The organism is Achromobacter aegrifaciens (genome assembly GCF_902859965.1).
In the GTDB taxonomy this organism is placed as follows: Bacteria; Pseudomonadota; Gammaproteobacteria; order Burkholderiales; family Burkholderiaceae_B; genus Achromobacter; species Achromobacter aegrifaciens.
This window is the reverse complement of the sequence record NZ_CADIKO010000003.1, coordinates 1,124,745-1,151,258: the sequence shown is the minus strand read 5'-3', so window position 1 is coordinate 1,151,258 and position 26,514 is coordinate 1,124,745. Positions and strand designations below refer to the sequence as shown.

Sequence of the window (26,514 nt, the reverse complement as noted above, 5' to 3'; positions counted from 1 at the left end):
CCGGCGCTGCCAAACCCGGCGGCATCCCACGGGGACTCCGGCTGAGTCCCGGCGCAATCCGCTTCATCCACGGGAGGATCCGCGATGACTTCGCCTCTGGCCAATATCTACGCCCGGCTGCCGGTATCGTTCACGCACGGCCAGGGCGTCTGGCTGTGGGACGCCGAAGGCCGCAAGTACCTGGACGCGCTGGCCGGCATCGGGGTGTCCTGCCTGGGCCACGCCCATCCGAAACTGGTGGCCGCCATCAGCGAGCAGGCCGCCCGCGTCATCCATACCTCGAACATCTACGAAGTGCCGCAGCAGACTGCGTTGGCCGCTCGTCTGACGCAACTGTCGGGCATGCAGGAGGTCGCATTCAACAACAGCGGCTCCGAGGCCAACGAAGCCGCGATCAAGCTGGCGCGTTATTACGCGTACCAGCGCGGTAACAAGCACGCCCACATCATCACGATGGATTCGTCCTGGCATGGCCGCACGCTGGCCACGCTGGCGGCCACGGGCAGCGAAAAGGCGCGCAAGGGCTTCGAGCCCCTGCCCTCGGGCTTCATCCAGGTGCCCTACAACAGCGTGGACGCGGTGCGCGCCGCCGGCGACGCCGAGCCGCGCGTGGCCGCGGTGCTGCTGGAAGTGCTGCAGGGCGAAGGCGGGATCCGCCCCTCCGACATCGCCTATCTGCAGGAAGTGCGCCGGCTGTGCACCGAGCGCGGCTGGCTGCTGATGATCGACGAAGTCCAGTCCGGCATCGGCCGCACCGGCAAATGGTTCGCCCACCAGTGGGCCGATATCGTCCCCGACGTCATGACGCTGGCCAAGGGCCTGGCGGGCGGCGTGCCCATCGGCGCCATGCTGGCCGCCGGCCCGGCCGCGGGCGTATCCACGCCAGGCAGTCATGGCACCACCTTCGGCGGCGGCCCGCTGGTCTGTGCGGCCGGGCTGGCCGTGCTGGATGCGCTGGAATCCGAAAACCTGCTCGCCAACGCCCACGATGTAGGCAATCACCTGAAAGCCGCCCTGGCCGATGCGCTGGCCGGCGTCGCGGGCGTCACCGACATCCGCGGCCGCGGCCTGATGCTGGGCATCGAGCTGGCGCGCCCCTGCGGCGTGCTGGCCCTGCGCGCCATGCAGGCCGGCCTGCTCATCAACGTCACGCGCGACCGCGTGATCCGCATGCTGCCGCCACTGATCCTCAACCGCGACGAAGCCGACCGCATCGTCGCCATCCTGGTTCCGCTCATCCAGGAATTCCTGGCCGAAACACCATAAAATCAACGTCCCGCCCGGGCCATGAGCCTGGCCGGGCCCCATGACCTGCGACATCACCATGACACCTCCCACGACTCAAAACGGCCCGCTGCGGCACTTCCTGCAGTTCAAGGACTTCTCGTCCGCCGAGATCGCCTACGTGCTGGACCGCGCGCGCCTGATCAAGGACAAGTTCAAACGCTACGAACCCCACATGCCGCTGCACGACCGCACGCTGGCAATGGTGTTTGAAAAGGCCAGCACGCGCACCCGCGTGTCGTTCGAGGCCGGCATGTACCAGATGGGAGGTTCGGTCATCAACCTGACCTCCAACGATTCGCAGCTGGGCCGCTCCGAGCCCATCGAAGACACCGCGCGCGTCATCTCGCGCATGGTCGACATCGTCATGATCCGCACGTTCGAGCAGACCCGCATTGAGCGCTTCGCCTCGCACTCGCGCGTGCCGGTGATCAACGGCCTGACCAACGAATTCCACCCCTGCCAGATCCTGGCGGACATCTTCACCTACATCGAGCACCGCGGCCCCATCGCCGGCAAGACGGTGGCCTGGGTGGGCGATGCCAACAACATGGCCTACACCTGGCTGCAAGCCGCGGAAATGCTGGGCTTCACGCTGCATGTGTCCACCCCGGCCGGGTACGAGCTCGAAGCCTCGCGCATCGGCACGCCGCCCGCCACGGTGCTGCGCCAGTTCAAGGATCCCATGGAAGCCTGCAAGGGCGCGCACCTGGTCACCACCGACGTCTGGACCAGCATGGGCTATGAAGCCGAAAACGAAGAGCGCCGCGCCGCTTTCGCCGACTGGTGCGTGGACGCCGAAATGATGGCCGCCGCCGATCCCCAGGCCGTGTTCATGCACTGCCTGCCCGCTCACCGCGGCGAGGAAGTCACCGGCGAAGTCATCGACGGCCCGCAAAGCGTGGTCTGGGACGAAGCCGAAAACCGCCTGCACGTGCAGAAGGCGCTGATGGAATTCCTGCTGCTGGGCCAGATCAAGTAAAAGGCCACCGCATGCAAGAAAGGCCTGCGCACCGACGGATGCGCAGGCCTTTCTTGCGTTCAAGGCAGGCTGGCAGATGGGAAGAGGCCCCCCATCCACCATCGGGACAACGGCAACAATTGGCGCCTGGACAATTAAAGAACCTTGCGCAAGAAGTCCCGAGTACGTCCATGGCGCGGCTCACCCAGCACTTGCTGCGGCGGCCCCTCTTCCATGATTACGCCCTGATCGATGAACAACACTCGATCTGACACTTCCTGCGCAAAGCCCATTTCATGCGTCACCACAACCATGGTCATGCCCTCTTGCGCCAGCGCCTTCATCACCGTCAGCACCTCACCGACGAGTTCGGGATCGAGCGCCGAGGTCGGCTCATCAAACAGCATGACTTTCGGCTCCATCGCCAACGCGCGCGCAATGGCCACACGCTGCTGCTGACCGCCCGACAACTGATTTGGAAAAGCGTCGATCTTTTCCAGCAGACCGACTTTCTGCAGCAGCCTTTCGGCCAACAGCACGGCTTCTCGACGGGATGCTCTCTTGACTTCAACCGGCGCCATGATCAGGTTTTCCAGCACTGACATGTGCGGGAACAGATTGAATCGCTGAAACACCATGCCCATGGTGGAACGCAGCGCGTTCAGATCGACCTTGGAGTCATTGACCTTGACGCCGTCGACGATAATCTCGCCATCGTTCGCTTCTTCCAGGCCGTTGAGGCACCGCAGAAACGTGCTCTTGCCGGAACCGGACGGACCGATCATACAGACCACTTCACCCTCTTTGATATCGCAGTCGATACCACGCAGGATATGAGCCTGGCCAAATTGCTTTTGCAGGTTTCTGACGTGTATCACCGTGCATCCCCTTTGCCATAGCGGGTTTCAAGATGCCGGACGAGCGCCGACAACAGCAGCGTAATACCCCAGTAGATCAGCGAAATCGTCAGATACGGTTCCCAGTAGCGGGCATAGGCGCCGGACACCGTGCGTGCCGCATACGCCAGTTCCGCCAGGCCGATCGCCGACGCCAACGAGGAATCCTTGACTATGGCAATGGCGTTATTGCCCAGCGGCGGCAACATGCGGCGGAAAGCCTGCGGCAGCACCACCTTGCGCAACGTCTTCATGTAGCTCATGCCGAGTGAGCGCGACGCTTCACTTTGGCCACGATCGATCGACTGGATGCCGGCGCGAAAAATCTCCGACACATAAGCGCCTGAATTGAGCGTGATCGCCAGCACCGCCGATGTGAACGCGCCGTATTGCGAGCGAACTTCACGCGCGATATCGCCGCTCAGGATCAAACCGTCGCTGGGATTGATAAGCAGCGGCATCAGCGCGAAGTGAATCAGCAGAATCTGCACGAACAGCGGCGTGCCACGCACGAAACTGACGTAGATGCGTACGGGCCACTGCACCATATGACGCAGGAAGTATTTCCAGAAACCGTGGCGCGCTTGCGCCAGGCGGCCTACGCCCAAAGCCAGGCCCCAGCACGTCCCCGTGATCACACAGATCAGCGCGACCTTGATGGTCATCCACGTGCCCTCGACAAACAAGGGCAGATACTCGCCGATGATTTCCCATTGAAAGAGAGAATTCATGAATGGAATCCGGATATGAATTCGCTCACGGTCCGCGGCGAGACCGTGGGCATGAAAAGGTCCGTACGTGGCTTACAGCGGCAGCGCCGGCACGTTGAGGTCGAACCATTCCTTGTAGATCTTGGCGTAGGTGCCGTCGGCAACTATCTTCTTCAAACCGGTATTGATCTTGCCTTGCAGTTCGCTGTTGCCCTTCTTGACGGCGATACCGAAGTACTGGCGCGTGAACTTGGCGTCGTTGACCACCTTGAATTGCTTTTCAGGATGGCTCTTGATGTAGAACTTGATCACGCCGACATCGCCGATCGCGGCATCGATACCGCCTCGATACAGCTCTTCCAGCATCAGCGGCGTATTGTCGAAACGGTGAATGGCCGTATTGGACTTGCCGATCTCTTCAGAGATGACGATGTCGCCTGCTGTTGAGTTGACCACGCCGACTTGCAAGGTCTTCAGGTCAGCCAGTGCGGCAACCTTATTGTCGGCGCCAGTGATGATGACTTGCTCCGCCGGGAAATAGGGCAGCGAAAAGTCGACCATCTTGGCGCGCTTTTCAGTGATGGTAATGCCGGAGATGATGATGTCGCGGTCGCCCTGGCCCAGGGTGGCGAAGATGCCTTCCCATGGCGTGCTGACCAGCTTGATCTTGAAGCCGGATGCGTAGGCGATGGCCTTGATGATATCGATGTCGAAGCCGACCAGTTCCTTGCTCGGCGTTTCGAACTCAAAGGGCCGGTAGGTACCCCCTGCACCGACGACGTAAGTCTGATCGGCAGCAGTGACATTGGTAACGGACAACGTCACTGCTAGGGCACAGCTCGCGAGCGCGAAAAAATTCTTGAACGACATGGTTTTCTCCCTGGGATGAAGGCGGTGACGAACACCAACCTGCTCTTGACGGCCGACAAGCAAAGGACGCGCGGACTTCGCCGCGCTCAGACCCTGCTTCGTTGCGGGACTCGCATTTGCACGAACCGCCGGGATACTCCCGGCTGCGCGGAACTCGGCATGTTCCGGCGCTCGTTTCTATGCGTCAACTTATAAATTATTGATTTTTATAGAAAAAAATAGATTTACCAAACAGATTTTGCACCGAATCGACAACCGGCTCGGCGCTCTCGTTACGCGGGCCGGGCAGTGCCTGCCCAGCCATTCTGCATCCGGCCTACAGAATGCGCTTAAACATGGTCCGGCGCGTATTGCGGAACGACGGACGCACACGGCCGCTCCAGTCGCTGGCGCGCACCGCCAGCCAGGGCGGGCTGCCAAAGGTTTCGCGCGTGTGCAGGTCGTAGCAGGCCAGATAGCGCGGCGACTCGTCGCGGCACTCATAGCGCATGGCGCGCACCGTGCCAGGCACCGATGCCAGGCCCGGCAGGTGCTCCTGGTCGTACCAGGCATTCAGGTCGGCGTCGGCCTCGGGCAGCACGTCGGTTTCGACGATGTAATGCCACGGCGCGTCCTGCCCCGCCGAAGCGCCTGCCAGGTCCAGCGTCAGGTGCAGCACGCGGCTGTGCGCGCCCGGGAAGCTCTCGGCCAGGCGCGCCTGCGCTTCGGGGAGAGCCGCCGCCGATCCGCGCAGATAGACGTAGGTTTCGTCCTCTTCCACGGCGGCGTACGCGGCGGCGCACAAGCCTTCCAATCCCTGGGTCAAGGTCTGTTCAAGTTCGCGTGCGCGCGGCTCGTCGAAGCGCTCGCCCAGCGACACCAGCAATACGGTTTCCTGCACTCCAGTCTCCTTTAATGTCCTACGCGCAAAGCCACCAGGAAGCGCGACACCATGTTGTACGCGCCCACGGTCGCCGCCAGTTCCACCAACTGCGTGTCATCGTAGCGCGCGCGCAGCGGCGCGAACACGGCGTCCGGCACCTCGATGTCGCGCGTCATGGCGTCCGTCAACGCCAGCACTTCGGCCTCGCCGGCTTCCAGGCCTTGCAGTTCCGACGGCGCCGGACCGCCGCGCAACGCGTCCACCAGCGCCTGCGGCATGCCGGCAGCCAGCGCGTGCGGCACATGCGCCTCGAACTCGTACGGTGCGTTGTTCAAGGTCGCCACGCGCAGGATGATCAGCTCGCGCAGACGCGGCGGCACCGCCGTGTTCAGGCGGATCGCGGTCAGCATGGCTTCCCAGCCCTGGACCACGGCCGGACTGTTCAACAGCACCTGGTACAGCGGCGAGATGCGCCCCCGCGCAGCCGATATCCGCGCCTCGATCGCGGCCAGTTCCGGGCGGCTGCCCGGCGTCACCAGCCCTACTCTGCATGCGTTCATCTTCACTCCGGACGGATGTTCTTGCGCTGGATCAGCGAGGTCCACTTTTCGCGGTCGGACGCGATCAGGGCAGCCAGTTCCTGCGGGCTGCCGGGAGCGGCCTGGGCCCCGAACTTCTCCAGGCGGGCGCGCACGCTTTCCGTGTTCAGCGCGGCGCGCACGGCCTGGTTGAGCTTGTCGATCGTGGCCGGCGGCGTGGCGGCCGGCGCGACGATGCCGTACCAGTTGTTGGACTCCACGCCGGCGATGCCCTGCTCCGCCAGGGTCTTGACCTCGGGCAGCAGCGGATGGCGGGTCGGCGCGGCGATGCCCAGGGGCTTCAACTTGCCGCCCTGGATATGGCCGATCAGGCCCGGCACGTCGCCGAAGAAGCCGGACACCTGGTTGCCCATCACGTCATTGATGACCGGCGCCGCGCCCTTGTATGGCACGTGCATCACGTTCGCCTTGCTGGAATCGGCGAACATTTCCAGGGTCAGGTGGGGAATGCTGCCGATGCCCGACGAGCCGATCGCGACCGATTGCGAGGCGGCCTGCGACTTCTTGACGAAGTCCGCCGCGTCGACCGCCGGATTGGACGGATTGACCACGAACACCGTGGCGTTGTTGACCACCTTGGACACCGGCGCGAAATCGCGCACGGGGTCATACGGCAGATCCTTGTACAGCGCCGGGCTGATCGCGACCGCGCCCACGCTGGTCAGGAACAGCACCGAGCCGTCGGCGGGCGCCTTGGCCACGTAGGCCGCGGCGATGTTGCCGTTGGCGCCGGCCTTGTTCTCCACGATGACCTGCTGCTTGAGCTCCTTGCCCAATTGCTCGGCCAGCACCCGGCCGACCAGATCCACCGGCCCGCCAGGCGGGAAGGCAATGATGAGGCGCACCGGCCCATCGGCATGGGCGGATCCCAGGGCGGCCAGGCTCAGCAGGCCGGCGGACAGTATTTTCTTGAACATGGTGTCTCCTGATTGAATGGAATTTTCTTGTCGTTCGCGCGCCGCCTGATGGCGGCGGCGTTTGCCGCGCCTACTCGAATCCGTACAGCCGCGCCGGGTTGTCCACCAGGATGCGCTGGCGCAAGGCCGCATCGGGACAAGCTTCAAAAAACAGGTCGACCAGCTCGCCGTCGTCGGGCATATCGCCCGCCACGTTCGGATGCGGCCAGTCCGTGCCCCACAGGCAGCGATCGGGCAACGCCTCGGCCAGCGCGCGCACAAAGGGCAGGCCCTCCGCGAACGGCCGCTTGCCCGATGCGATGCGGTCGATGCCCGACACCTTGACCCAGGCCTGCGGCACCTGCGCCAACCCCAGCAGCGCCTGCATCGCAGGCGACGCCAAGCCATCGCCCGCCTTCAACCGCCCCATGTGGTCGACCACGAAGGGCAGCGGCAGCGCGGCCAGGCGCGGCAGCAGCTCCGGCAGCATCGCGCCGTCCAGGTGCAGGCACAGATGCCAGCCCAACGGCGCGATCAGCGCCACGACCCGGTCAAAGACAGCGGGATCCGGCGCGCCGCCCAAATGCGGCACGAAGTTGAAACGGGCCGCGCACACGCCACCCTCATGCAATTGCCTGACGCCGGCCTCGGTGGCATCCGCTCCCAGCAGGGCCACGCCGCGATAGCGGCCGCCGCTTTGGGCCAGCGCGTCCAGCAAGGCGCGGTGGTCCGAGCCATGGCAGTTGGCCTGCACCACCACCGCGCGCTCCACACCCAGGCGACTGTGCAGCGCCGCCATGGCCTGGTAAGGCGCATCCGGCGGCGTGTACGAGCGCCCCTCGGCGTACGGAAACACGTCGGCCGGCCCGAACACGTGGCAATGCGCATCGCAGGCGCCCGGCGGCAAGGCGTGGCGGGGACGGGAGGGCGCGGCTAGCGGAGGACGGCAATCGGGCACGGGCGGGTTCCTGCGTTGAAAACGCCATGGTCCCGGATTGCCCGCCGCCCAACAATGCTATATCTTTGATTTCAGATATAGATTTTCCAAATATCCGATGGACCTCAAGCAGATCGAATACTTCCTGCGCGTGGCCGAGAGACGCAGCTTCTCGCGCGCGGCCGAAATGCTGGACGTGGCGCAACCCACGCTCAGCCGCCAGGTCCGCCTGCTGGAACTGGAGCTCGGCCAGCATCTGCTCTACCGCAACGGCCGCGGCGCCGAACCCACCGAAGCCGGCCTGCGCTTCCTGGAGCATGCCCGCGCCCTGCTGACCCTGGCCGAACGCGCCAAGGAGGACCTGCAGACCCTGCGCGAGACGCCCACGGGCAAGGTCGTGGTCGGCCTGCCGCCCCGCATCGCGCGCGTGCTCACGCCCCCGCTGGTGCAGGCCTTCCGCCGCAGCTTCCCCGAGGCCTCCATCGCCGTTGCTGAAGGCCTCAGCGCCCAAGTGCGCGAATGGCTGCTGGCCGGCCGCGTCGACCTGGCCCTGCTCTACGACCCCGCGCCCTCGCCCCAGTTGGCCTACGAATCGCTGTTCCGCGAGGACCTGGTGCTGGTGGCCGCGCCCGGCCACCAGCCCCCCCTGCCCCCGCGCATCGCCGTGGCGCAACTGGGCGACTACCCGCTGGTGGTGCCCAGCCTGCCCAACGCCATCCGCACCCTGGTCGAAAGCGTGTGCCGCGCCCAGGGCGTGCGTCTGACCATCGCCGTCGAGGTGGACGCCGTCCAGACCATCGTCGAACTGGCCGCCCAGGGCGACGCCTACGCCATCCTGCCGCGCTCGGCCGCACGCGGCCCGGCGGCGGAACATGAGCTGTCGTTGTGCGACATCGTCGACCCGACCATCACCAATGATCTGGTGCTGGCCAGCGCCCGCCACCGCCCCGCCACCCGGCTGGCCGCCGCCACCGCGCTCCTGATCCGCCAGCTGGAGCTGCCGGCCCTGTTCGCCCCGGCGGCCCGACCGCAGCAAAAGAGTTAAAATAGCGTCCGTTTCTCTTGTTTGGCGGCTAGCAGCTGTCAAAGTCTGCTGTCCAAGTCCTGTTGGCGTCTCACTTCAAACAATGACCACTATCCTCCCGAACCTTCCCACCGGCCAGAAGGTCGGCATCGCCTTCTCCGGCGGCCTCGACACCAGCGCAGCGCTCCTCTGGATGCGCAACAACGGCGCCATCCCCTACGCCTACACCGCGAACCTGGGCCAGCCCGACGAGTCCGACTACGACGAGATCCCGCGCAAGGCCATGGCCTACGGCGCTGAAAAGGCCCGCCTGATCGACTGCCGCGCGCAGATGGTGGCCGAAGGCATCGCCGCCCTGCAATCGGGCGCGTTCCACATCTCGACCGCCGGCATCACCTACTTCAACACCACCCCGATCGGCCGCGCAGTGACCGGCACGATGCTGGTGGCCGCCATGAAGGAAGACGACGTCAACATCTGGGGCGACGGCAGCACCTTCAAGGGCAACGACATCGAGCGCTTCTACCGCTACGGCCTGCTGACCAACCCGGATTTGAAGATCTACAAGCCCTGGCTGGACCAGCGCTTCATCGACGAGCTCGGCGGCCGTTCGGAAATGTCCGAGTACATGCGCCAGGCCGGCTTCGACTACAAGATGTCGGCTGAAAAGGCCTACTCCACCGACTCCAACCTGCTGGGCGCCACCCACGAAGCCAAGGACCTGGAGCACCTGAACTCCGGCATCCGCATCGTCAAGCCCATCATGGGCGTCGCCTTCTGGCGCGACGACGTCGCCGTCAAGGCCGAGGAAGTCACCGTCCGCTTCGAGGAAGGCCACCCGGTCGCCCTGAATGGCGTGGAATACAGCGACCCCGTCGAACTGATGCTCGAAGCCAACCGCATCGGCGGCCGCCACGGCCTGGGCATGAGCGACCAGATCGAAAACCGCATCATCGAAGCCAAGAGCCGCGGCATCTACGAAGCCCCGGGCCTGGCCCTGCTGTTCATCGCCTACGAGCGCCTGGTCACCGGCATCCACAACGAAGACACCATCGAGCAGTACCGCGAAAGCGGCCGCAAACTCGGCCGCCTGCTGTACCAGGGCCGTTGGTTCGACCCGCAAGCCATCATGCTGCGCGAAGCCGCCCAACGCTGGGTCGCCCGCGCCGTCACCGGCGAAGTCACCATCGAACTGCGCCGCGGCAACGACTACTCGCTGCTGAACACGGAATCGCCCAACCTGACCTACGCCCCCGAGCGCCTGTCCATGGAAAAGGTCGAAAACGCCCCGTTCACGCCCGCGGACCGCATTGGCCAGCTCACCATGCGCAACCTCGACATCGTCGACACCCGCGGCAAGCTCTTCACCTACGTGAAGACCGGCCTGCTCGCCTCCTCCGGCAGCTCGCTGCCGCAGCTGAGCGACGAAGGCAAGAAGAAGTAATTCTTCAACGCCATAAACCAGAAAGCCCTTCGGCACGCCGAAGGGCTTTTTGTTTGGCGAAGAGCGATCGGGCGCCAACCTCGATGAGAGCGAGCCCACTAAAGACAGTCACGACCAGCGCGCAGCGTCATCACCTACCGCAAGACACCGCGTAAGCCCCCAAAGGCCGCCTGCGCGGCCGGCCGGGGGCGAGCCCCGCAAGATCGTCCACCACACCCCACCCTAGGCGAGAACGCCAAGCACACCGCCCTCCCCAGCAACGGGACACATTCAGCCGACGCAGCCTGGGGCGGCGGGGGCCTGCCGCGCGCAAGGCGTCGATAAGCCCGAGGGAATCTGAAGGAAAGGCCGAAGGCCTTGACGAAGATGACGAAGGGGAAGTCCGGAGCGAAGGCTCCGGACCGCAATCGTTGCCCCGCGCGCGGCAGGCCCCCGCCGCCCCAGGCGTCAACAGAATGCAAATCACCACCAAGGAGCAAGCAAGAGCCTAAAGCTCCACCTGCATCCCCATCTCCACCACCCGATTAGCCGGAATCTTGAAGAACTTGGTACTCCGAGTAGAGTTCCGCGCCATGAACGAAAACACCGCCCGCCGCCAGCGCCACAGTGCCGGCTTCTTCGCCGCCACCACCGTCTGCCGCGACAGGAAGTAGGAAGTCCGCATCGGCTCCAGATCGATCTCCGGATACGCCTCGGCCACCAGCCGCAGCGCCTCCGGCACATCCGGATCTTCCTTGAAGCCGTAGTTGATCGTCGCCTGCCAACTGGACGCCGACAGCTTGGTCACGGAGAAGCGCTCCTCGGGCGAAACATAGGGCACGTCCGCCACCAGAATGGTCAGGAACAGCACATGGTCATGCAGCACCTTGTTGTGCTTCAGGTTGTGCAGCAGCGCCGGCGGCACATTGCCCGAGTTCATCGTCATGAAGATGGCCGTGCCCGGCACGCGCGACGGCGGGTACTCTTCGAGCTGCGCCATGAATTCCTTGAGCGGCTGGCGGTCCCGCTGCTGCATCTCCGACAGCAGCCGGCGGCCGCGGCGCCACGTCATCATCAGCGTGAACACCACTATCGCCACCAGCAGCGGCAGCCAGCCGCCCTCGTGGATCTTGAACACGTTGGCCGAGAACAGCAGCACATCGAACAACAGCAACAGGCCCAGCGCCACCATCCACAGCACACGCTTGATGCCGGTCGAACCGCGCGGCAACACCGCGAAAGCCAGCACCGACGTCGTGAACATCGTCCCCGTGACCGCGAAGCCATAAGCGGCAGCCAGGTTGTCCGAATTGCGGAACAGCAGGACCAGGATCAGCACCGCGCACAGCAGCAGCGCATTGACCTGCGGCAGATAGATCTGGCCCTTCTCGATGGCCGACGTATGCAGGATCTGCATGCGCGGCCAGAAGCCCAGCTGCACCGCCTGGCGCGTGACCGAATAAGCGCCCGAAATCACCGCCTGCGACGCCACGATGGTCGCAATGGTGGCCAAGGCCACCAGCGGGGCCAGCCCCCATTCCGGCGCCATCATGAAGAACGGATTGCGGATCGCGGTCGGATCGCGCAACAACAGCGCGCCCTGGCCGAAATAGCACAGCGTCAGGGCCGGCAGCACCATGCTGAACCAGGCGCGGCGGATCGCCGGACGGCCGAAGTGGCCCATGTCGGCATACAGCGCCTCGGCGCCGGTCAAGGCCAGCACCACCGCCCCCAGCAGCACGAAACTGATCCACGGAAACTCGACGATGAAACGCAAACCCCACATCGGATTCAAGGCCCGCAGCACTTCCGGCGTCTGCCAGATCTGCCAGCCGCCCAGCGCCGCCAGCGTGCCGAACCACACCAGCATCACCGGACCGAACAGCTTGCCCATGGCGCCCGTGCCGTGCGACTGGATCGCGAACAGCGCAATCAGCACCACCAGCGACAGCGGCACGACCCAGGCATCCAGCTGATGCGACACGATGCCTATCCCTTCGAGCGCCGACAGCACTGAAATGGCTGGCGTGATCATGCTGTCGCCGTAGAACAGCGCCGCGCCGAAAATTCCCAGCACGATCAGCACCCAGCGCAGCTTGCCTTCACGCCCGCGCACCGCCAGTTCCAGCAAGGCCAGCGTGCCGCCCTCGCCGCGGTTGTCGGCGCGCAGCACCAGCGTCACGTACTTGAACGACACCACCACCATCAGCATCCAGAACAGGATGGACAGCACGCCCAGCAGGTGGGCAGGCTCCAGGTCGGTGTGCACGCTCAGTCCCGTCAGACAGGCCCGCAGCGTATACAAGGGACTGGTGCCGATATCGCCGTACACCACGCCCAGCGCCCCCATGATGAGGGCGGCCCGCGACGATGGCGCGTGCCCGCCGAGTGTTTGCCCGTTGGACGACGAAGGAACGCTGGCCGAACCTTGGCTCATGATGTAGGTTCTTGACGAGTAAGTTGGGCGCCCTTGCGGGGGCCGGGAAACACGACGGACAGCCGTGTTCCTGAAAAGTCCGGACGGCTGGTGAGTTTCCACCAGGCGCCATGCGCGTGCGCGATTTCCCGCACGATGGCAAGTCCCAGGCCCGACCCGCCCGCGGTCGCGGTGGGAGAACGGTAGAAGGCCTCGAACACCCGTTCGCGCTCATCGGGAGAAATGCCCGGCCCATCGTCCTCCACGGTCAGCGAAGGCGGATTGGCGCCGACGATCAGCGTGATGCGGCCGGTCTTGTTGCCATAGCGCAGCGCGTTGTCGATGAGATTGCCCAGCAGTTCGGCCAGCAGCAAGGGATCGGCGTCGATCCAGATGGGCGCGTCCGGCGCGACCAGATCCAGCTCGTAATGCGCCTCGCGCACCCGCGGAAACCATTCCGCGCCGTTCGCCCGCACCCATTCGCAAAGGTCGATGCGCACGAAGCTGTCCTGCGGACGGGCGTTAGGATCGGCGCGCGCCAGAACCAGCAACTGCTGCCCCAGGCGGATCATGCGGTCGCTCACCGCCTTGATGCGTTCGGCCCGCGCGCGCACGTCGTCGGGCAAGGGGCGCGCCAGCATCAATTCCGACTCCAGGCGCAACCCCGACAAAGGCGTGCGCAGCTGGTGCGCCGCATGGCCGATGAAGCGGCGCTGCGCCGCCAGCGAGGCATCCAGGCGCAGCAGCAGATCATTGGTGTGCGTGACCAGTGGCTCGATTTCGACCGGCACGCCGGCCACTTCCAGCGGCTGCATGTCGTCGATGGAGCGTTGCCGGATCTCTTCGGACAGGTGGTTGACCGACCGCAGCCCCGAACGCACGCCCTGCATCACCACCCAGGTGAACAGCGCGATCAACGCGACCTGCCCCACCACCATCAGCCAGAAGAAGTCTTCCAGCATCCAGAGCGACATGTCGATCTTGTGCGTGATGACCCAGGTGGCCGCCAGGTCCAACAGGACCAGCAGGAGGATCGGCGGCATCAGGCGGATGACCAGATGCCGCGCCAGCGAACGGGAGGGAAGCAAGGGGCGGGAAACCGGAGTAGCGGTAGGAGTGCGTTCCTGCATCATGACGCAATGCCCTCGCCTAGGCGTATGGATGCGCGCGGCCGGTGCGACGCGGCCGCAGCCGGCCCGTCAGGCCGTTTCCACATCCAGCATGTAGCCAAAGCCGCGCACCGTTTGAATGCTGGCACCAGTGCCTTCCAGGCGCTTGCGCAGGCGGTACACGTAGACTTCGACGGCGTTTTCGCTGAAATCGGCATCCCAGGCCGACAGCGAGTTCACGATCTGGCGCTTGGTCACGACGCGACCGACACGGGCCATCAGCATTTCCAGCACGGAAAGCTCGCGCACCGACAGCGACAGGCGCTGGCCATTGGCGCGGACTTCGCGGCCAACGGTGTCGAACACCAGCGGGCCGACTTCAATCAGGGGCTGCGCCTGGCCGGCGCGGCGCCGGCCGAAGGCGCGCACGCGCGCCGCCAGCTCGGGCAGTTCGAAAGGTTTGGTGACGTAGTCGTCCGCCCCGGCGTCCAGGCCGGCGACGCGGTCCTCGATGCCATCGCGGGCGGTGAGGATCAACACGGGAACCTGGTTGCCGTCCTGGCGCAATTGCCGCAGCACGTCCAGCCCGCTCATGCCCGGAAGGTTGAGGTCGAGCAGCATGAGGTCGTAAGGCTGCCCCGCCAAGGCGCCCAGAACCCGGTCGCCCTCGGTCAGCCAGTCGACCGCATAGCCTTGGTCGGCCAGAAATTCCTGGAGCGCGTGGCCCAGGGTGGTGTCGTCTTCGATTACCAGAACTCGCATGCGGCGATTCTAGCGCGATCCCGGCCGGAACGGGGCGCGAAATGCGCCCCGGGGCCGGGAAGCGTTCAAGGTGCGGACGGAGCCGGGGCGGCCCCGGCCGCAGCGGGCGCTGCTGAGCCGGCGACGCCGCCGGACGGAGGCGTGGTCACGAACCCGATGCGCGTCATGCCCGAACGGCGGGCCGAAGCCATGACCTTGGCCAGGGTCTCGTAACGCGTGTTCTGGTCCGCGCGGATGCGGATCTCGGGTTGCGGCTTGGTGCCGGCGATCGACTTGAAGCGGTTGGGCAGGTCATCGATATTGACCGGCTTCTCGTCCCAGAACAGCGCCCCGCTGGCATCGATGGCCAGGTCGACGGTCTTGGGTTCTTCCTCGATCTGCTCGGCGGCCACCTGGGGCATGTTGATCTTGATCGAATGCGCCAGCAGCGGCGCGGTGATGATGAAGATCACCAGCAGCACCAGCATCACGTCGATCAGGGGCACCATATTGATCTCGGAAACCGTATGGCTTCCGGATCCCTTGCCCTCGAAGCTGCCAAAGGCCATTATTCGCTCCCGCGTTGAGCCGCAGCGCCGTTGCCGTTCTGGCGGCGCAGGGCGCGCACCTTGCCGTCGGACAGAGCGACCTGCTGGCCGGTGGTCAGGAACGCGAACAAGTCATGCGCAAAGGCATCCAGGCGCGACAGGAACACGCGGTTGTTGCGCACGAAGGTGTTGTAGGCCAGCACCGCGGGAATGGCGACCGCCAGGCCCAGGCCCGTCATGATCAGCGCTTCGCCCACCGGACCGGCGATGCGGTTGATGGTCACGCCGTCGGACAGGCCGATGCCGACCAGAGCATGGTACACGCCCCACACCGTGCCGAACAGGCCCACGAACGGCGCCGTCGAACCCACCGAAGCCAGCACGGTCAGGCCGTTTTCCAGCTTCGCGGTTTCTTCGTCGATGACCTTGCGCATGGTGCGCGTGACGAAATCGGAGTTGCTGCCCGACTCTTCAAGCTTGGTCGCGCCGAACTTGTTGTGATGCGCCTGCGCATGCATGGCGTGACTGGCCAGGTGCGAGAACGGATCGCGCGCGCCATGCGTGACGATTTCGTTTTCGACCTGTTCGAGCGAGCTGGCGTTCCAGAACTTGTTCAGGAAGTCCGCGGAGCGCTTGCGCATGCTGACGTTGCTCGCGACCTTGACCAGGATCAGGTACCAGGTCACAAGCGACATCAGGATCAGGATGATGAACAGGCCCTTGCCGACGAAGTCGCTTTGCGCGATGAAGTGCATGAAGCCCATGTCGGGGACCGCGGCGGGGGCCGGCGCGGCAGGCAGCGCCGAGGGCAGCGCGGCGGCGGCGCCGTGCAGCGCGTCGGCCGATTGCTGGACAGCGCCGGCGGCTTGCTGAGCCGTGGCACCGACCGCCGAGGCGGCTTGTTGAGCTGCGGGCGCGGCCGCAGCCGCGGCAGGCGCAGCGGCGGCGGCAGCCGGCGCTGCCGGGCTGGTGGTCGCCTGCGCCACCAGGGTGGCGCTATGCAGTGCGTTGGACATCTCAGTTCCTCATTACGAAATCGAACGGAATTTTGGCTTTGGCGGGATAGGCCACGCCGTTACGGGTATACGGTTTGAAACGACCCTTGCGGGCGGCTGCCAGCGCCGATTCGTCCAGGCGCGGAAAGCCCGAGGACGCATCGATGGTTGCCCGCTCGACCAGCCCCTGGGTGTTGATCTCGACCAGCACCACCACGCGGCCCTCTTCCCGCATGCGGCGCGATGCCATCGGGTAATTGGGCATGGGGCGCGCGCCCTGGAATTCGATGCTGGATACCAGCACCGGCTGATCCGGCGGCGGCCCTTGCTGCGGCCCTTGCGGCGCCTGCGTGCCTTCGGGCGCGCCACTGGGCGGCGCCTTTGGCGCTTCCGGCTTGGGCTCGACCTTGACGTCCTGCTTGGGCTCGGGTTTGGGTTTGGGCTTGGGTGGCGGCTTGGGCTTGGGTTTGGGCGCTGGCATCGGCGGCTTTTCAACCACCGGCTCCGGTTCGGGTTCAGGTTCCGGCTCGGGCTTGAGTTCAGGCTCCGGTTCGGGCTCGACCTCGGGCTCCGGCGGCTCGGGCGGCGTTTCCGTCACCGGCTGCGGCTCCTCGGGAGTGGGCTCGGCCTTGGCGATCTGGGGAATGGGCGCATCCACCACGCTCACCATGATGGCTTCGGGTTCTTCGAGTTCAGGACGATTCTCGGGTGCCATGAAGATGGCGCCTACCACTGCCGCATGCAGCGCCAGGACCGTCAGGCCAGCGCCTGCGCGTATACCGAATGAAGAGCGCGAAGAAGAATTCCAACCGCGTTGAAAACTAGGCATGAATCAGCCAGGGTGCATTGACTTATCCGGCCAGCCAGGAAAGACGCACACGCGATGGCGACGCCGGCTGACCGGTACAAGCCCACAATAATATCTTAAATGCGAATGATTCGCACGTCCTATTTCATCTGATCCCGTCCTACATTTCTGAGCGAGATCAACCGGCACGAGCGATGCGGCGCGCGCAAAACAAAAAACCCGCCACCATGACGTGTGCGGGTTTTGTGTGGAGCGCATATCGGAGCTTTTGGTGGGTGCTACAGGGGTCGAACCTGTGACCTACGCCTTGTAAGGGCGCCGCTCTACCAACTGAGCTAAGCACCCATTTTGATGCAGCCTCAAGACGAAATTCGCGAAAAATCCGTACAAGCAACTGCCAACCGGGGCACTCAAAAGCAATACGCGGGCCGGAGTATACCGGACCGCGCAGTTGTGGGCAAATCGCCAGGCCTGAATGCCTGCGACCCGCCCGCCGTCCATTAGTTGACGGCGTCCTTCAGGGCCTTGCCCGGACGGAACTTCGGCACCTTGGCCTTCTTGATCTTGATGGTTTCGCCAGTGCGCGGATTACGGCCGGTGCGCGCGGCGCGAGCCGACACAGCGAACGTGCCAAAGCCAACCAACGTAACCGTACCGCCCTTCTTCAGGGTGGTCTTGACGGCACCGATCAGGGCGTCGAGCGAGCGACCAGCGGCGGCCTTGGAGATGTCGGCCTTGCTGGCGATGTGATCGATGAGTTCGGTTTTGTTCATTCAGGTGTACCCCTCACAAGGTATGGAGTCTGCCGGAGTGCAGTTCATGGCCGTCATGATGGACGCCGCAGAAGACGCAAAACCGACAAACGACGAACAGACAGTGGATAAACTTTTTTCTTGCGCTGCGAAGCACAACTTTTAAACTGCTGCGCCGCCTGGATTCAATGGCAAATTGCCTTCAAATCACCAGCGACGCAGACGTGTATTAGGCCTTGGCGTGGCGCGGCTGTCAAGCGAAAACCTCACCACAACCCGCGTCAATACTAGCTTTTAGACCGTTTCGCAATAAACAGAAACACGCATTTCGGGGTTTGCGCGACACCCTCGAACGCGATCGTTAACTTGCGTCAGACATCGGCCCATCGACGCAGCAAATTGTGATAAATGCCGGTGAGTTGCACGATGGAGGGATGCCCCGCGGCATCCTGATTCAAGCGCTGTATGGCCACATCCATGTCCAGCAGCAGTGCGCGCTGGCTGTCTTCGCGCACCAGGCTCTGCATCCAGAAAAACGACGATACGCGCGCGCCCCGCGTCACCGGATTGACCTTATGCAGGCTGGTGCCCGGGTACAGCACCATATGCCCTGCGGGCAGCTTCACTGCGCGCGGACCATAGGTGTCGTCGATGACCAGCTCGCCGCCATCGTAGGAATCGGGCTCGGAAAAGAACAGCGTGGCCGAGAGGTCCGTGCGCACGCGCTCAGCCGTGCCGGCGATGCCGCGCACCGCATTGTCCACGTGATAGCCGAATGCCTCCCCGCCCTCATAGCGATTGAACAAGGGCGGAAAGATCTTGCGCGGCAGCGCGGCCGACATGAACAGGTTGTTGGCCGCCAGGCGCTGCAGGATCAGGTTGCCCAACTCCTGCGCCAGGGGATGCTGCTCCGGCAGTTGGCGATTGCGCTTGACCTCGGCCGACTGATAGCCGGCGGTGACCTTGCCGTCGACCCAATCGGCGGCGTCCAGGCGGCGCCGGATCTCGGCCGCCTCTTCTGGCGTGAAAACTTCTGCGATCTGTATGAGCATGGGCGCTATCCCGATTGCGTTGCAGGCGCGCCCGGCCACCGGTCGCGCGCGTGCCGCATTATCCCTGCAGGCAGCCGTTGAGCGCCTGATCGAAATCAAACAGCAGATCGGCCTCGTCTTCGATGCCCACGGACACGCGGATGAGACTGTCCGCGATGCCCATCTGCTTGCGGCGCTCGGCGCCCATCTCGTAATAGATGGTGTGGGCGGCAGGCAGCGCCAGGCTGCGCGTATCGCCCAGGTGAGTCGCCATCAGCACGATGCGCAGGCGGTTCAGGAAATCAAAGCAGTCCACCCCGTCCGCCAGTTCGACGCCCAACAGGCCGCCGAAGCGCGAGCCGAACAACGCCGCCGCGCGCGCATGCTGCGGATGGCTGGCCAGCCCGGGGTAATGCACCTTGGCCACGCCCGGATGATCCTCAAGGAAGCGCGCCAGCGCCAACGCGTTGGCGCAGTGCTTGGCCATGCGCAGGGCCAGGGTCTCGGCGCCTACCGCGATGCGGTGCGCAGGCTCGGCTGCCAGGGTCCCGCCCATGTCGCGCAGGCCCTTCTTCTTGACCTGCGTGAGCCCCCAACTGGTGGACGGTCCCTTGCGATAGGCCTCGTAGATGTTCGCGTAATTCGACCAGTCATACAGCCCCGTGTCCGTGACGGCGCCGCCCAACGCATTGCCATGGCCGCCGATGTACTTGGACAGCGAGTTCATCACCAGGGACGCCCCGACCGAGACAGGCCGGAACATCCAGGGCGAGGTCAGCGTATTGTCGACCACGTAGACCAGGCCCTTCTCGCGGCAGATTTCTCCAATCACGGCCAGGTCAGCAACCTGCGTGCCCGGATTGGCGATGGTCTCGGTGAAAACCATGCGGGTGTTGGGCTGGATCGCCGCACGCACCTGCGCCGAATCCGTCGCGTCCACGAAGGTGATTTCCACCCCCAGTTCCAGCAGCGTGCCCAGCAGGCTGTTGGTGTTGCCAAACACGAACTGGCTGGACACCAGATGGTCGCCTCGGCGCAGCAGCGTGGTGAAGATGGCGGCCAGCGCCGCCATGCCGGTCGCGAAGCTGACCGTGCCCTTGCCGCCTTCCATCTGGTTGACCTTGGCCTCCAGCGCGGTGGTGGTGGGCGTGCCTTGGCGGGCGTAGGTAAAGCCGGCCTTGCCCTGAAAGACCGCGGCCAGCTCACGGGCGTCTTCGTAGGCGAACTCCGAGGACGGATGCATGGGCTTGTGCACCGCTCCGTGCTCGACGGATTGCTTGCGGTCGGAATGGAGGATCGTGGTGGTAAAGCCGTTCTGGTGCATGATGGGCTGACGCGAAGAGGATATGGTCTACAAGATAGGTAAGACGGATGAATCAGGAACGGCGCTGGCGCACGGTTTCATAGAGGCAGACGGCGCTGGCCACGCTGACGTTCAGACTTTCCACCGAACCCAGCATGGGGATGTTCACCAGTTGATCGCAGGTTTCCCGCGTCAGGCGGCGCATGCCCTCGCCTTCCGCCCCCATGACCCAGGCCATGGGCTGGCGCGCATCAATCTGATGCATGCTGTCGGTGGCCTGGTCGTCGGTGCCCACCAGCCACACGCCACGGTCCTTCAGGCTGCGCATGGTGCGCGCCAGGTTGGTCACCATCAGATAGGGCACGGTATCGGCCGCGCCGCAAGCCACGCGCTGCACGGTTGCGTTCAGGCCGACGGCCCGGTCGCGCGGCGCGATGACGGCGTGCACGCCGGCGGCATCCGCGGTACGCAGGCAGGCGCCCAGGTTGTGGGGATCGGTCACGCCATCCAGGATCAACAGCAGCGGCGGGCCTTCGATGACATCGAGTACCTCATCCACGTCCACCGCCAGTTGGCGCTCTTCGGCCAGCGCCACCACGCCCTGATGGCGGGTGCCGCGGGACAGGCCGTCCAGGCGCTCCATAGGGACCGGATGCAGGCGGCAGCCCGCTTTTTCGGCCTGCTCGATGAACGTCTGCATCCGCTTGTCGCGGCGCGACGCCTCTACATAGATTTCCTTGATCGAGTCGGGCGCGTGGCGCAGCCGCGCAACAACCGCGTGAAACCCGGCCAGGACTTGGGTCGACGCCATAAATGCAATACCTTTAGATAAACGAATACCCGCCCCAGAGCGGGGCGGGCCACCGGACCAAGCCGGCCATAGATGCAATGTTACCCCTTATGGCGCAGCCGCCATACGACGGCCTCGCCATAAGGAAGTGTCAGTGGCGCTTGTGCGCGGCCTTCTTGGCCGGCGCTGCGCGCTTGGATGCCTTGGGCGCCCGCGGCGGCTTGCTGGCCTTCTTGGCCTCGGCGCGGCGCTCCTTGGCGGTCTGGCCCTTCAGGGCGGCGGGCTTGGGCGACGCGGCCTTCTTGACACGGCGCGAGGGCTCGTCCGGGCTGCGGGCCGACGCCTTGCGCAAGGCGTCGAAGCTCGTGCCCTGCACCAGGCGGAACTCGATGCGGCGGGCTTCGAGGTCCACGCGCGACACCTGCACCTGCACCTTGTCGGTCAGGCGGTAGCGCATGCCCGTGCGTTCGCCGCGCAACTCGTGCAGGGCGTCGTTGAACTGGAAATACTCGCCGCCCAGTTCGGAAACATGCACCAGCCCTTCGACGTGCAGGGTGTCCAGCGTGACGAAGATGCCGAAGCTGGCGACGCCGGTAACGGTGCCGCTGAAGTCCTCGCCCACGCGCTCCTTGACGAACCAGCACTTGAGCCAGGCTTCGACGTCGCGCGACGCCTCGTCGGCGCGGCGCTCGCTGGCGGACAGCACCAGGCCCATCTTTTCCCAGATGGCATGTTCGTGCTCGCGCTGCGTGCGGCCGATCACCACAGGCTGGTCTTCCAGGCTGGGCACATAGCGCTGACCGGCCAGCAACGCCTTGATGACACGATGCGTCAGCAGGTCAGGATAGCGGCGGATGGGCGAGGTGAAGTGGCTGTAGCCGGGATAGGACAAGCCAAAGTGGCCCATATTGTCGGGGCTGTAGACCGCCTGCTGCATGGAGCGCAGGCACATCGTCTGCAACAGCTGGTAGTCGGGGCGTCCGCGCACCGAATCCAGGAAGTCGCCGTAATCCTTGGCCGTGGGCGTCTCGCCGCCGCCCAGCGACAGGCCCATGGTGCGCAGGAATTCGCGCAGCGACTGCAGGCGTTCGGGCGTGGGGCCTTCGTGGATGCGGTACAGGCCGGGATGCTTGCTGCGGGTCATGAAGTCGGCCGCGCAGGTATTGGCGGCCAGCATGCACTCTTCAATCAGCTTGTGGGCATCGTTGCGCACCGACGGCACGATTTGCTCGATACGGCCGAGCTCATTGCAGACGATCTTGGTCTCGACCGTGTCGAAGTCGATGGCGCCGCGCTTCTTGCGCCCTTGCGCCAGCAGCTGAAAGAGTTCATACAGGTGCTGGACCTGGGGCATGACGCTGCGCATGGCGTGCGCGGCAGGACCGCCGGGCTGTTGCAGGGCGGCCCAGATGTTCGTATAGGTGGTGCGCGCATGCGAGTGCATGACCGCGTTATAGAACTGGTAGGCCGTAACCGTACCAGCCTTGGCGCCGCTGGCCGGAATGACCATGTCGCAAACCAGCACCAGGCGGTCGACGTCCGGGTTCAGCGAACACAAGCCGTTGGACAACGACTCCGGCAGCATCGGGATGACCCGGCGCGGAAAGTACACGCTGGTGCCGCGTTCGATCGCGTCGTCGTCCAGGGCGTCACCCGGACGCACATAGTGGCTGACGTCGGCGATGGCCACCAGCAGGCGCCAGCCCGGGCGCTTGCGCTGGCCCGCGCCCAGCTCCACGGGCTCACAGTACACCGCGTCGTCGAAGTCGCGCGCGTCCTCGCCGTCGATGGTGATGAGCGGCACGTCGCGCAGGTCGACGCGGTCCTTGAGATCGGTCTTCCTGACCACGTCCGGCAGGCGTGCGGCCTGCTTGAGCGCGGCTTCCGAGAAATCGACCGGCACGTCGAACTTGCGCACCGCGATCTCGATTTCCATGCCGGGATCGTCGATCTCGCCCAGCACCTCGGCCACACGGCCCAGCGGCTGCGTGTGGCGAGTGGGCTGCTCCATGATTTCAACCGCGACCACCTGCCCATGCTGGGCGCCGTTGGTGTCGCTGGGCGGAATCAGGATGTCATGCTTGATGCGCTGGTCCTCGGGCACGACGATGGACAGGCCATGCTCGTGCAGGAAGCGCCCCACCAGCTTGTTGGTGCGGCGCTCGATGACTTCGACGATGGTGCCTTCCGGCTTGCCGCGGTATTCGCCAGTGGGTTTGACCAGCACACGGTCGCCATGCAGCACCTTGAGCATTTCGCGCGGCGACAGGAACAGGTCCGGGCCGCCGTCGTCACGCAACAGGAAGCCGAAGCCGTCGCGATGCCCCAGCACCTTGCCGGCGACGAAGTCCAGTTTGGTGGCCAGCAGCAACACGCCCTTGCGGTTGGGCATCAATTGGCCGTCGCGCTCCATGGCGCCCAGGCGGCGCTCAAATCCCACCATCGTCGCGGCGCGCTCGACGCCCATACGTTCGGCCAGTTCCACCGGAGACAGCGGCGAGCCTGCGGCGCGCAGCGCTTTCAGGATGGCTTCACGGGACGGGACATCAGGATCGAAGTCCGGCGGCGCTTCGGGCAAGGGTGTTGATCTGTTGTTATTCGATTCGTTATTCGATCGTTTTGCCAAAGCTAAAATTTCCGTATATAATGCGCAGCTTCTGTGGTTCGCCCAAGGCTGAACACTGAAGCAGAAAATGGTCAGAAGGGCCGGGAAGTTTAAAACCCAGCCGGGGTTTGAAAAGCAAGTTGCTTAAAAACCTTATTGTAGAACCAACTGCACTTTGGACGCATGTTTTAGTTAATGTGTTTTAACTGAAGCGATGCGACTAGAGCGGCAGCGTATCACATACTTCTGACAGTATCTCTCAGTGCCCAGGTGGCGGAATTGGTAGACGCGCATGGTTCAGGTCCATGTGCCGCAAGGTGTGGAGGTTCGAGTCCTCTCCTGGGCACCACGGAATTTCAATCAAGACCATGCAAGGCGGTCTTGATGGCAACGGCTAAAAAGCCCCGGAAATCGCAAGATTCCCGGGGCTTTTGCTTTGCGCCCCGCCACTGCGTGTTTCAACGCCACGGCACCTTGCGATTCAAATGATGCCGCGCGTACAGATCCGCGCCCATGCCTTCGATCTGGCCATCGATCAACGCTTCGAAAGGCCGCAGCAGCGCATCGAAATTCGTCGGCGCTTCAATCGCATTCAAGGCATGCGCCACGGCCTCTATCGTGGACAGCGCGCCCGGCACGTCGGCGTGACGAACCCGGTAGCGCGTGGAAAGCCCCGCGGGCAACATCACGCGCGGCAAGGCGGCCAGCGCCGGGTTGATATGCAGCAGCTTGCGCGCATGTCCCCAGGTGCCGTCAGGCACGATCAATCTGATGGGCGCGCCCAGGTCCTGCCCGTAGCCCGGCGCCAACACCTCGGCGCCCTCGCCCGGAAACAGCAGGCGAGGCAGATGGCCTGGCAGCGCCCAATCCTCTTCCGAAAAATATTCGCCCACCACGCGTTGCGCGCCCGCCAGCCCCAGCACCGCCAGCCTTGCTGTGTTCAAGGCATGGCGCGCCTCGCTCGGATGCTGCAACACCACGACGCGAGTGCGGCAGGAAAGCGAGGGAATCAGCGCGCACAGACAGTGCGACAGAGGACGCAGACAACGCGTGCAGAGGGTACGGGACATGGGGCGACACTATATCGAAAGTTCGAAAGCGCCCGGCAGCAAAAAAATATGAAAAAAAAACCACATGACTTGCACACTTCAAAAAAAGTGTGCATAATCTCATTCCTCTGCTGCTGAACAAGAAACAACGCGAAAGCGAAGCGACAAGTAAAGCATCAGCGCCCAGGTGGCGGAATTGGTAGACGCGCATGGTTCAGGTCCATGTGCCGCAAGGTGTGGAGGTTCGAGTCCTCTCCTGGGCACCAATTATTACATCACGAGGTACCTGCGTGATGCGCCAAAAAAACCCCGAACGCGTAAGCGTCCGGGGTTTTTTCTTTGTGTGGCCCTTTTCTTGCGGCCCTTTTCTTTATCCCGCCTATTTGATTTGCCCGGCCCGCAGGCAGACGCTTTGAGCCGGGCGGCCCGCCCTACTTCAGCATGCGGGTCATGACCACGTGCGGAATACCGGCCTCGACGAATTCCTCGCCTTCCACATTGAAGCCATGGGCCTGGTAGAAACCTGCCGCATGCGTCTGCGCGTGCAGCACCAGCATGCGATGGCCGTCGCCATGGCCCTGTTCGATCAGCGCGTCCAGCAACTGGCTGCCGACGCCCATGCCGCGGGCCTTCTTGTGGACCGCCATGCGGCCGATGTGGCCGTCGGGCAGAAGCCGGCCCGTGCCCATGGGCGTGCCGTCCGGGCCGTAGGCCACGGCGTGGACCGACACCGCGTCATCGTCGTCCAGCTCGACCTCGGGCGGCACTTTCTGTTCGACGACGAACACTTCATGGCGCACCGAATACGCGTCGTCGCGCAAGCGGTCCCAGGTGCCCAGGGCGATACGCACCGTAGATTGTTTGTTGGTCGACATGTCCATCCCTCGCGTGCAGCAAATGAATAAAAGAATCCTAAACCTCATTTTGGCAGGGATGAACAATGGCCAAAAGGGGGTACGATCGCGGCTTGCCCATGTCGTCCATGTTCCGCCACATGCCGCCTGCCGCTCCCCCCGCCTGGTTGAAAGCCGCGCCCGCGCTCTTCCTGCTTCTCTGGTCCAGCGGTTTCGTCGTGCTCAAAGTGGGCCTGGCATATGCCGACCCCATGACGTTCCTGGCGCTGCGCTACGCCTGCGTGGTGCTGATACTTGCGCCCTTCATGCTGTTCCTGCGCCCGCCGCTGCCGCGCGGCGCCAGCGCCTGGGGCCATCTGGCGATGGTCGGACTGCTGTTGCAGGCAGGCTACTTCTGTTTCACCTACTTGTCTCTCAAGCAAGGCATGTCGGCGGGCGGCGTGGCGCTGATCACCTCGTTGCAACCTATCCTGATCGGCCTGCTGGCGCCGGCGATCGCGCACGAGAAAGTCGACGCCCGCCGCTGGGCAGGCCTGGGCCTGGGGGTGTCAGGCGCCGCGCTGGTGATCATCGCCAAGGCTTCGATCGATGTGCTCTCGCCGCTGGGCCTGGCGTTCGCCATCAGCGCCCTGCTCTGCATCACCGGCGGCACGCTGTATGAAAAACGCTATGGCGTGCAAACGCATCCCGTCACGTCCAACATGGTGCAGTACGCGGTCGGCCTGATCGCCACCGCGCCGCTGGCGTACTGGCTGGAGCCGATGCATATCGAATGGACCGGGCCCCTGCTGGCTTCGCTGGCTTATCTGGTCGTGGGCAATTCGCTGGTGGCGATCACCTTGCTGCTGACCATGATCCGCTATGGCGAGGCCTCCCGCGTGTCGGCGCTGTTCTTCCTGGTGCCGCCCTGCACCGCCGTCATTGCGCTGATCATCCTGGGCGAAGCCATTCCCGCGCTGGCCTGGCTGGGCATGGCCCTGGCAGCGCTCGGCATCCTGCTGGTGACGCGCACGGCGCATACCGCTGCCAAGTAGAATGAGCGCCCCTCCAG

At 64.5% G+C, this 26,514-nt stretch carries 25 protein-coding genes and 3 tRNA genes; 7 read left to right on the top strand and 21 right to left on the bottom strand.

Annotation, left to right across the window (positions count from 1 at the left end; all coding sequences use genetic code 11):
• The first annotated feature begins 84 nt into the window (after positions 1-84).
• Both HV793_RS24340 and argF read left to right on the top strand, forming a co-directional pair.
• Positions 85-1,266 carry an aspartate aminotransferase family protein gene (locus HV793_RS24340; RefSeq protein ID WP_175214035.1) on the top strand — a complete coding sequence of 394 codons (1,182 nt, stop codon included), beginning with the start codon at positions 85-87 and terminating at the stop codon, positions 1,264-1,266.
• 58 nt (positions 1,267-1,324) lie between these two features.
• On the top strand, positions 1,325-2,266 hold the full coding sequence (gene argF / locus HV793_RS24335; RefSeq protein ID WP_054451338.1) for an ornithine carbamoyltransferase: 942 nt from the start codon (positions 1,325-1,327) through the stop codon (positions 2,264-2,266).
• A gap of 134 nt (positions 2,267-2,400) precedes the next feature.
• Here argF and HV793_RS24330 read toward each other — a convergent pair whose 3' ends face one another.
• From HV793_RS24330 to HV793_RS24300, 7 genes are all read right to left on the bottom strand, one after another.
• Positions 2,401-3,123 carry an amino acid ABC transporter ATP-binding protein gene (locus HV793_RS24330; RefSeq protein ID WP_175214034.1) on the bottom strand — a complete coding sequence of 241 codons (723 nt, stop codon included), beginning with the start codon at positions 3,121-3,123 and terminating at the stop codon, positions 2,401-2,403.
• Positions 3,120-3,872: an amino acid ABC transporter permease gene (locus tag HV793_RS24325; RefSeq protein WP_125473605.1), complete on the bottom strand. Its 753-nt coding sequence runs from the start codon at positions 3,870-3,872 to the stop codon at positions 3,120-3,122. The genes HV793_RS24330 and HV793_RS24325 overlap by 4 nt, the downstream gene beginning before the upstream one ends.
• A gap of 72 nt (positions 3,873-3,944) precedes the next feature.
• The gene (locus HV793_RS24320; RefSeq protein ID WP_125473604.1) at positions 3,945-4,721 is read right to left on the bottom strand and encodes a basic amino acid ABC transporter substrate-binding protein; all 777 of its coding nucleotides are present in this window, start codon (positions 4,719-4,721) and stop codon (positions 3,945-3,947) included.
• Between the two features lie 316 nt (positions 4,722-5,037).
• Positions 5,038-5,601, bottom strand: a complete 564-nt coding sequence (locus HV793_RS24315) for a DUF4286 family protein (protein WP_054451136.1) — start codon at positions 5,599-5,601, stop codon at positions 5,038-5,040.
• 11 nt (positions 5,602-5,612) lie between these two features.
• A complete protein-coding gene (locus HV793_RS24310) occupies positions 5,613-6,143 on the bottom strand; it encodes a carboxymuconolactone decarboxylase family protein (RefSeq protein WP_054451135.1) in 531 nt (176 codons plus the stop codon).
• A gap of 2 nt (positions 6,144-6,145) precedes the next feature.
• Positions 6,146-7,099 carry a Bug family tripartite tricarboxylate transporter substrate binding protein gene (locus HV793_RS24305; protein WP_119450511.1) on the bottom strand — a complete coding sequence of 318 codons (954 nt, stop codon included), beginning with the start codon at positions 7,097-7,099 and terminating at the stop codon, positions 6,146-6,148.
• A gap of 70 nt (positions 7,100-7,169) precedes the next feature.
• Complete coding sequence (locus HV793_RS24300) at positions 7,170-8,036, bottom strand: amidohydrolase family protein (RefSeq protein WP_175214033.1); 867 nt, start codon at positions 8,034-8,036, stop codon at positions 7,170-7,172.
• Between the two features lie 97 nt (positions 8,037-8,133).
• Between HV793_RS24300 and HV793_RS24295 the strand changes: the two genes are divergently transcribed.
• Complete coding sequence (locus HV793_RS24295; RefSeq protein WP_175214032.1) at positions 8,134-9,060, top strand: LysR family transcriptional regulator; 927 nt, start codon at positions 8,134-8,136, stop codon at positions 9,058-9,060.
• A gap of 82 nt (positions 9,061-9,142) precedes the next feature.
• Complete coding sequence (gene argG, locus HV793_RS24290) at positions 9,143-10,483, top strand: argininosuccinate synthase (RefSeq protein ID WP_013392627.1); 1,341 nt, start codon at positions 9,143-9,145, stop codon at positions 10,481-10,483.
• A 487-nt stretch (positions 10,484-10,970) separates the two neighbouring features.
• Here argG and HV793_RS24285 read toward each other — a convergent pair whose 3' ends face one another.
• From HV793_RS24285 to rnr, 12 genes are all read right to left on the bottom strand, one after another.
• The gene (locus HV793_RS24285) at positions 10,971-12,899 is read right to left on the bottom strand and encodes a potassium transporter Kup (protein WP_175214031.1); all 1,929 of its coding nucleotides are present in this window, start codon (positions 12,897-12,899) and stop codon (positions 10,971-10,973) included.
• Positions 12,896-14,011: a sensor histidine kinase gene (locus tag HV793_RS24280; RefSeq protein ID WP_225589140.1), complete on the bottom strand. Its 1,116-nt coding sequence runs from the start codon at positions 14,009-14,011 to the stop codon at positions 12,896-12,898. The genes HV793_RS24285 and HV793_RS24280 overlap by 4 nt, the downstream gene beginning before the upstream one ends.
• A gap of 66 nt (positions 14,012-14,077) precedes the next feature.
• Entirely contained in the window at positions 14,078-14,749 is a 672-nt protein-coding gene (locus HV793_RS24275; protein WP_006218435.1) for a response regulator transcription factor, read from the bottom strand.
• Between the two features lie 65 nt (positions 14,750-14,814).
• A complete protein-coding gene (locus tag HV793_RS24270) occupies positions 14,815-15,297 on the bottom strand; it encodes an ExbD/TolR family protein (protein ID WP_054451131.1) in 483 nt (160 codons plus the stop codon).
• A complete protein-coding gene (locus HV793_RS24265) occupies positions 15,297-16,292 on the bottom strand; it encodes a MotA/TolQ/ExbB proton channel family protein (RefSeq protein ID WP_054451130.1) in 996 nt (331 codons plus the stop codon). The genes HV793_RS24270 and HV793_RS24265 overlap by 1 nt, the downstream gene beginning before the upstream one ends.
• Before the next feature lies 1 nt (position 16,293).
• Complete coding sequence (locus tag HV793_RS24260; RefSeq protein ID WP_175214030.1) at positions 16,294-17,100, bottom strand: energy transducer TonB; 807 nt, start codon at positions 17,098-17,100, stop codon at positions 16,294-16,296.
• Between the two features lie 248 nt (positions 17,101-17,348).
• A tRNA-Val gene (locus tag HV793_RS24255) sits at positions 17,349-17,424 on the bottom strand.
• Between the two features lie 155 nt (positions 17,425-17,579).
• Positions 17,580-17,852 (bottom strand): HU family DNA-binding protein, encoded by a 273-nt coding sequence (locus HV793_RS24250; protein ID WP_003812968.1) that lies wholly within the window; start codon positions 17,850-17,852, stop codon positions 17,580-17,582.
• A gap of 350 nt (positions 17,853-18,202) precedes the next feature.
• Entirely contained in the window at positions 18,203-18,883 is a 681-nt protein-coding gene (locus HV793_RS24245; protein ID WP_119450515.1) for a Fe2+-dependent dioxygenase, read from the bottom strand.
• Between the two features lie 58 nt (positions 18,884-18,941).
• A complete protein-coding gene (locus tag HV793_RS24240; protein ID WP_054451127.1) occupies positions 18,942-20,186 on the bottom strand; it encodes a cystathionine gamma-synthase family protein in 1,245 nt (414 codons plus the stop codon).
• 52 nt (positions 20,187-20,238) lie between these two features.
• Positions 20,239-20,976: a 23S rRNA (guanosine(2251)-2'-O)-methyltransferase RlmB gene (gene rlmB, locus HV793_RS24235; RefSeq protein WP_013392619.1), complete on the bottom strand. Its 738-nt coding sequence runs from the start codon at positions 20,974-20,976 to the stop codon at positions 20,239-20,241.
• Positions 20,977-21,106: 130 nt separating this feature from the next.
• Complete coding sequence (rnr, locus tag HV793_RS24230) at positions 21,107-23,581, bottom strand: ribonuclease R (protein ID WP_119450517.1); 2,475 nt, start codon at positions 23,579-23,581, stop codon at positions 21,107-21,109.
• A gap of 243 nt (positions 23,582-23,824) precedes the next feature.
• Here rnr and HV793_RS24225 point away from each other — a divergent pair.
• A tRNA-Leu gene (locus HV793_RS24225) sits at positions 23,825-23,909 on the top strand.
• 109 nt (positions 23,910-24,018) lie between these two features.
• On the opposite strand, the gene HV793_RS24220 is transcribed toward HV793_RS24225, so the two are convergent.
• Positions 24,019-24,630, bottom strand: a complete 612-nt coding sequence (locus HV793_RS24220) for a tRNA-uridine aminocarboxypropyltransferase (protein ID WP_054451125.1) — start codon at positions 24,628-24,630, stop codon at positions 24,019-24,021.
• Positions 24,631-24,790: 160 nt separating this feature from the next.
• Here HV793_RS24220 and HV793_RS24215 point away from each other — a divergent pair.
• Positions 24,791-24,875: transfer RNA gene (locus HV793_RS24215), tRNA-Leu, on the top strand.
• A 165-nt stretch (positions 24,876-25,040) separates the two neighbouring features.
• Here HV793_RS24215 and HV793_RS24210 read toward each other — a convergent pair.
• Positions 25,041-25,490: a GNAT family N-acetyltransferase gene (locus tag HV793_RS24210; RefSeq protein WP_425321811.1), complete on the bottom strand. Its 450-nt coding sequence runs from the start codon at positions 25,488-25,490 to the stop codon at positions 25,041-25,043.
• A gap of 113 nt (positions 25,491-25,603) precedes the next feature.
• On the opposite strand from HV793_RS24210, the gene HV793_RS24205 reads away from it, so the two are divergent.
• Positions 25,604-26,497 (top strand): DMT family transporter, encoded by an 894-nt coding sequence (locus HV793_RS24205; RefSeq protein ID WP_175214074.1) that lies wholly within the window; start codon positions 25,604-25,606, stop codon positions 26,495-26,497.
• The last annotated feature ends 17 nt before the right edge of the window (positions 26,498-26,514 follow it).

Excerpts from the sequence above, each read along its gene's own strand:
- HV793_RS24340 (WP_175214035.1), top strand. The coding sequence starts at position 85 with ATGACTTCGCCTCTGGCCAATATCTACGCCCGGCTGCCGGTATCGTTC.
- argF (WP_054451338.1), top strand. The coding sequence starts at position 1,325 with ATGACACCTCCCACGACTCAAAACGGCCCGCTGCGGCACTTCCTGCAG.
- HV793_RS24325 (WP_125473605.1), bottom strand. The coding sequence starts at position 3,872 with ATGAATTCTCTCTTTCAATGGGAAATCATCGGCGAGTATCTGCCCTTG.
- HV793_RS24320 (WP_125473604.1), bottom strand. The coding sequence starts at position 4,721 with ATGTCGTTCAAGAATTTTTTCGCGCTCGCGAGCTGTGCCCTAGCAGTG.
- HV793_RS24310 (WP_054451135.1), bottom strand. The coding sequence starts at position 6,143 with ATGAACGCATGCAGAGTAGGGCTGGTGACGCCGGGCAGCCGCCCGGAA.
- HV793_RS24305 (WP_119450511.1), bottom strand. The coding sequence starts at position 7,099 with ATGTTCAAGAAAATACTGTCCGCCGGCCTGCTGAGCCTGGCCGCCCTG.
- HV793_RS24295 (WP_175214032.1), top strand. The coding sequence starts at position 8,134 with ATGGACCTCAAGCAGATCGAATACTTCCTGCGCGTGGCCGAGAGACGC.
- argG (WP_013392627.1), top strand. The coding sequence starts at position 9,143 with ATGACCACTATCCTCCCGAACCTTCCCACCGGCCAGAAGGTCGGCATC.
- HV793_RS24285 (WP_175214031.1), bottom strand. The coding sequence starts at position 12,899 with ATGAGCCAAGGTTCGGCCAGCGTTCCTTCGTCGTCCAACGGGCAAACA.
- HV793_RS24280 (WP_225589140.1), bottom strand. The coding sequence starts at position 14,011 with ATGATGCAGGAACGCACTCCTACCGCTACTCCGGTTTCCCGCCCCTTG.
- HV793_RS24275 (WP_006218435.1), bottom strand. The coding sequence starts at position 14,749 with ATGCGAGTTCTGGTAATCGAAGACGACACCACCCTGGGCCACGCGCTC.
- HV793_RS24270 (WP_054451131.1), bottom strand. The coding sequence starts at position 15,297 with ATGGCCTTTGGCAGCTTCGAGGGCAAGGGATCCGGAAGCCATACGGTT.
- HV793_RS24265 (WP_054451130.1), bottom strand. The coding sequence starts at position 16,292 with ATGTCCAACGCACTGCATAGCGCCACCCTGGTGGCGCAGGCGACCACC.
- HV793_RS24260 (WP_175214030.1), bottom strand. The coding sequence starts at position 17,100 with ATGCCTAGTTTTCAACGCGGTTGGAATTCTTCTTCGCGCTCTTCATTC.
- HV793_RS24250 (WP_003812968.1), bottom strand. The coding sequence starts at position 17,852 with ATGAACAAAACCGAACTCATCGATCACATCGCCAGCAAGGCCGACATC.
- HV793_RS24245 (WP_119450515.1), bottom strand. The coding sequence starts at position 18,883 with ATGCTCATACAGATCGCAGAAGTTTTCACGCCAGAAGAGGCGGCCGAG.
- HV793_RS24240 (WP_054451127.1), bottom strand. The coding sequence starts at position 20,186 with ATGCACCAGAACGGCTTTACCACCACGATCCTCCATTCCGACCGCAAG.
- rlmB (WP_013392619.1), bottom strand. The coding sequence starts at position 20,976 with ATGGCGTCGACCCAAGTCCTGGCCGGGTTTCACGCGGTTGTTGCGCGG.
- HV793_RS24220 (WP_054451125.1), bottom strand. The coding sequence starts at position 24,630 with ATGTCCCGTACCCTCTGCACGCGTTGTCTGCGTCCTCTGTCGCACTGT.
- HV793_RS24210 (WP_425321811.1), bottom strand. The coding sequence starts at position 25,490 with ATGGACATGTCGACCAACAAACAATCTACGGTGCGTATCGCCCTGGGC.
- HV793_RS24205 (WP_175214074.1), top strand. The coding sequence starts at position 25,604 with ATGCCGCCTGCCGCTCCCCCCGCCTGGTTGAAAGCCGCGCCCGCGCTC.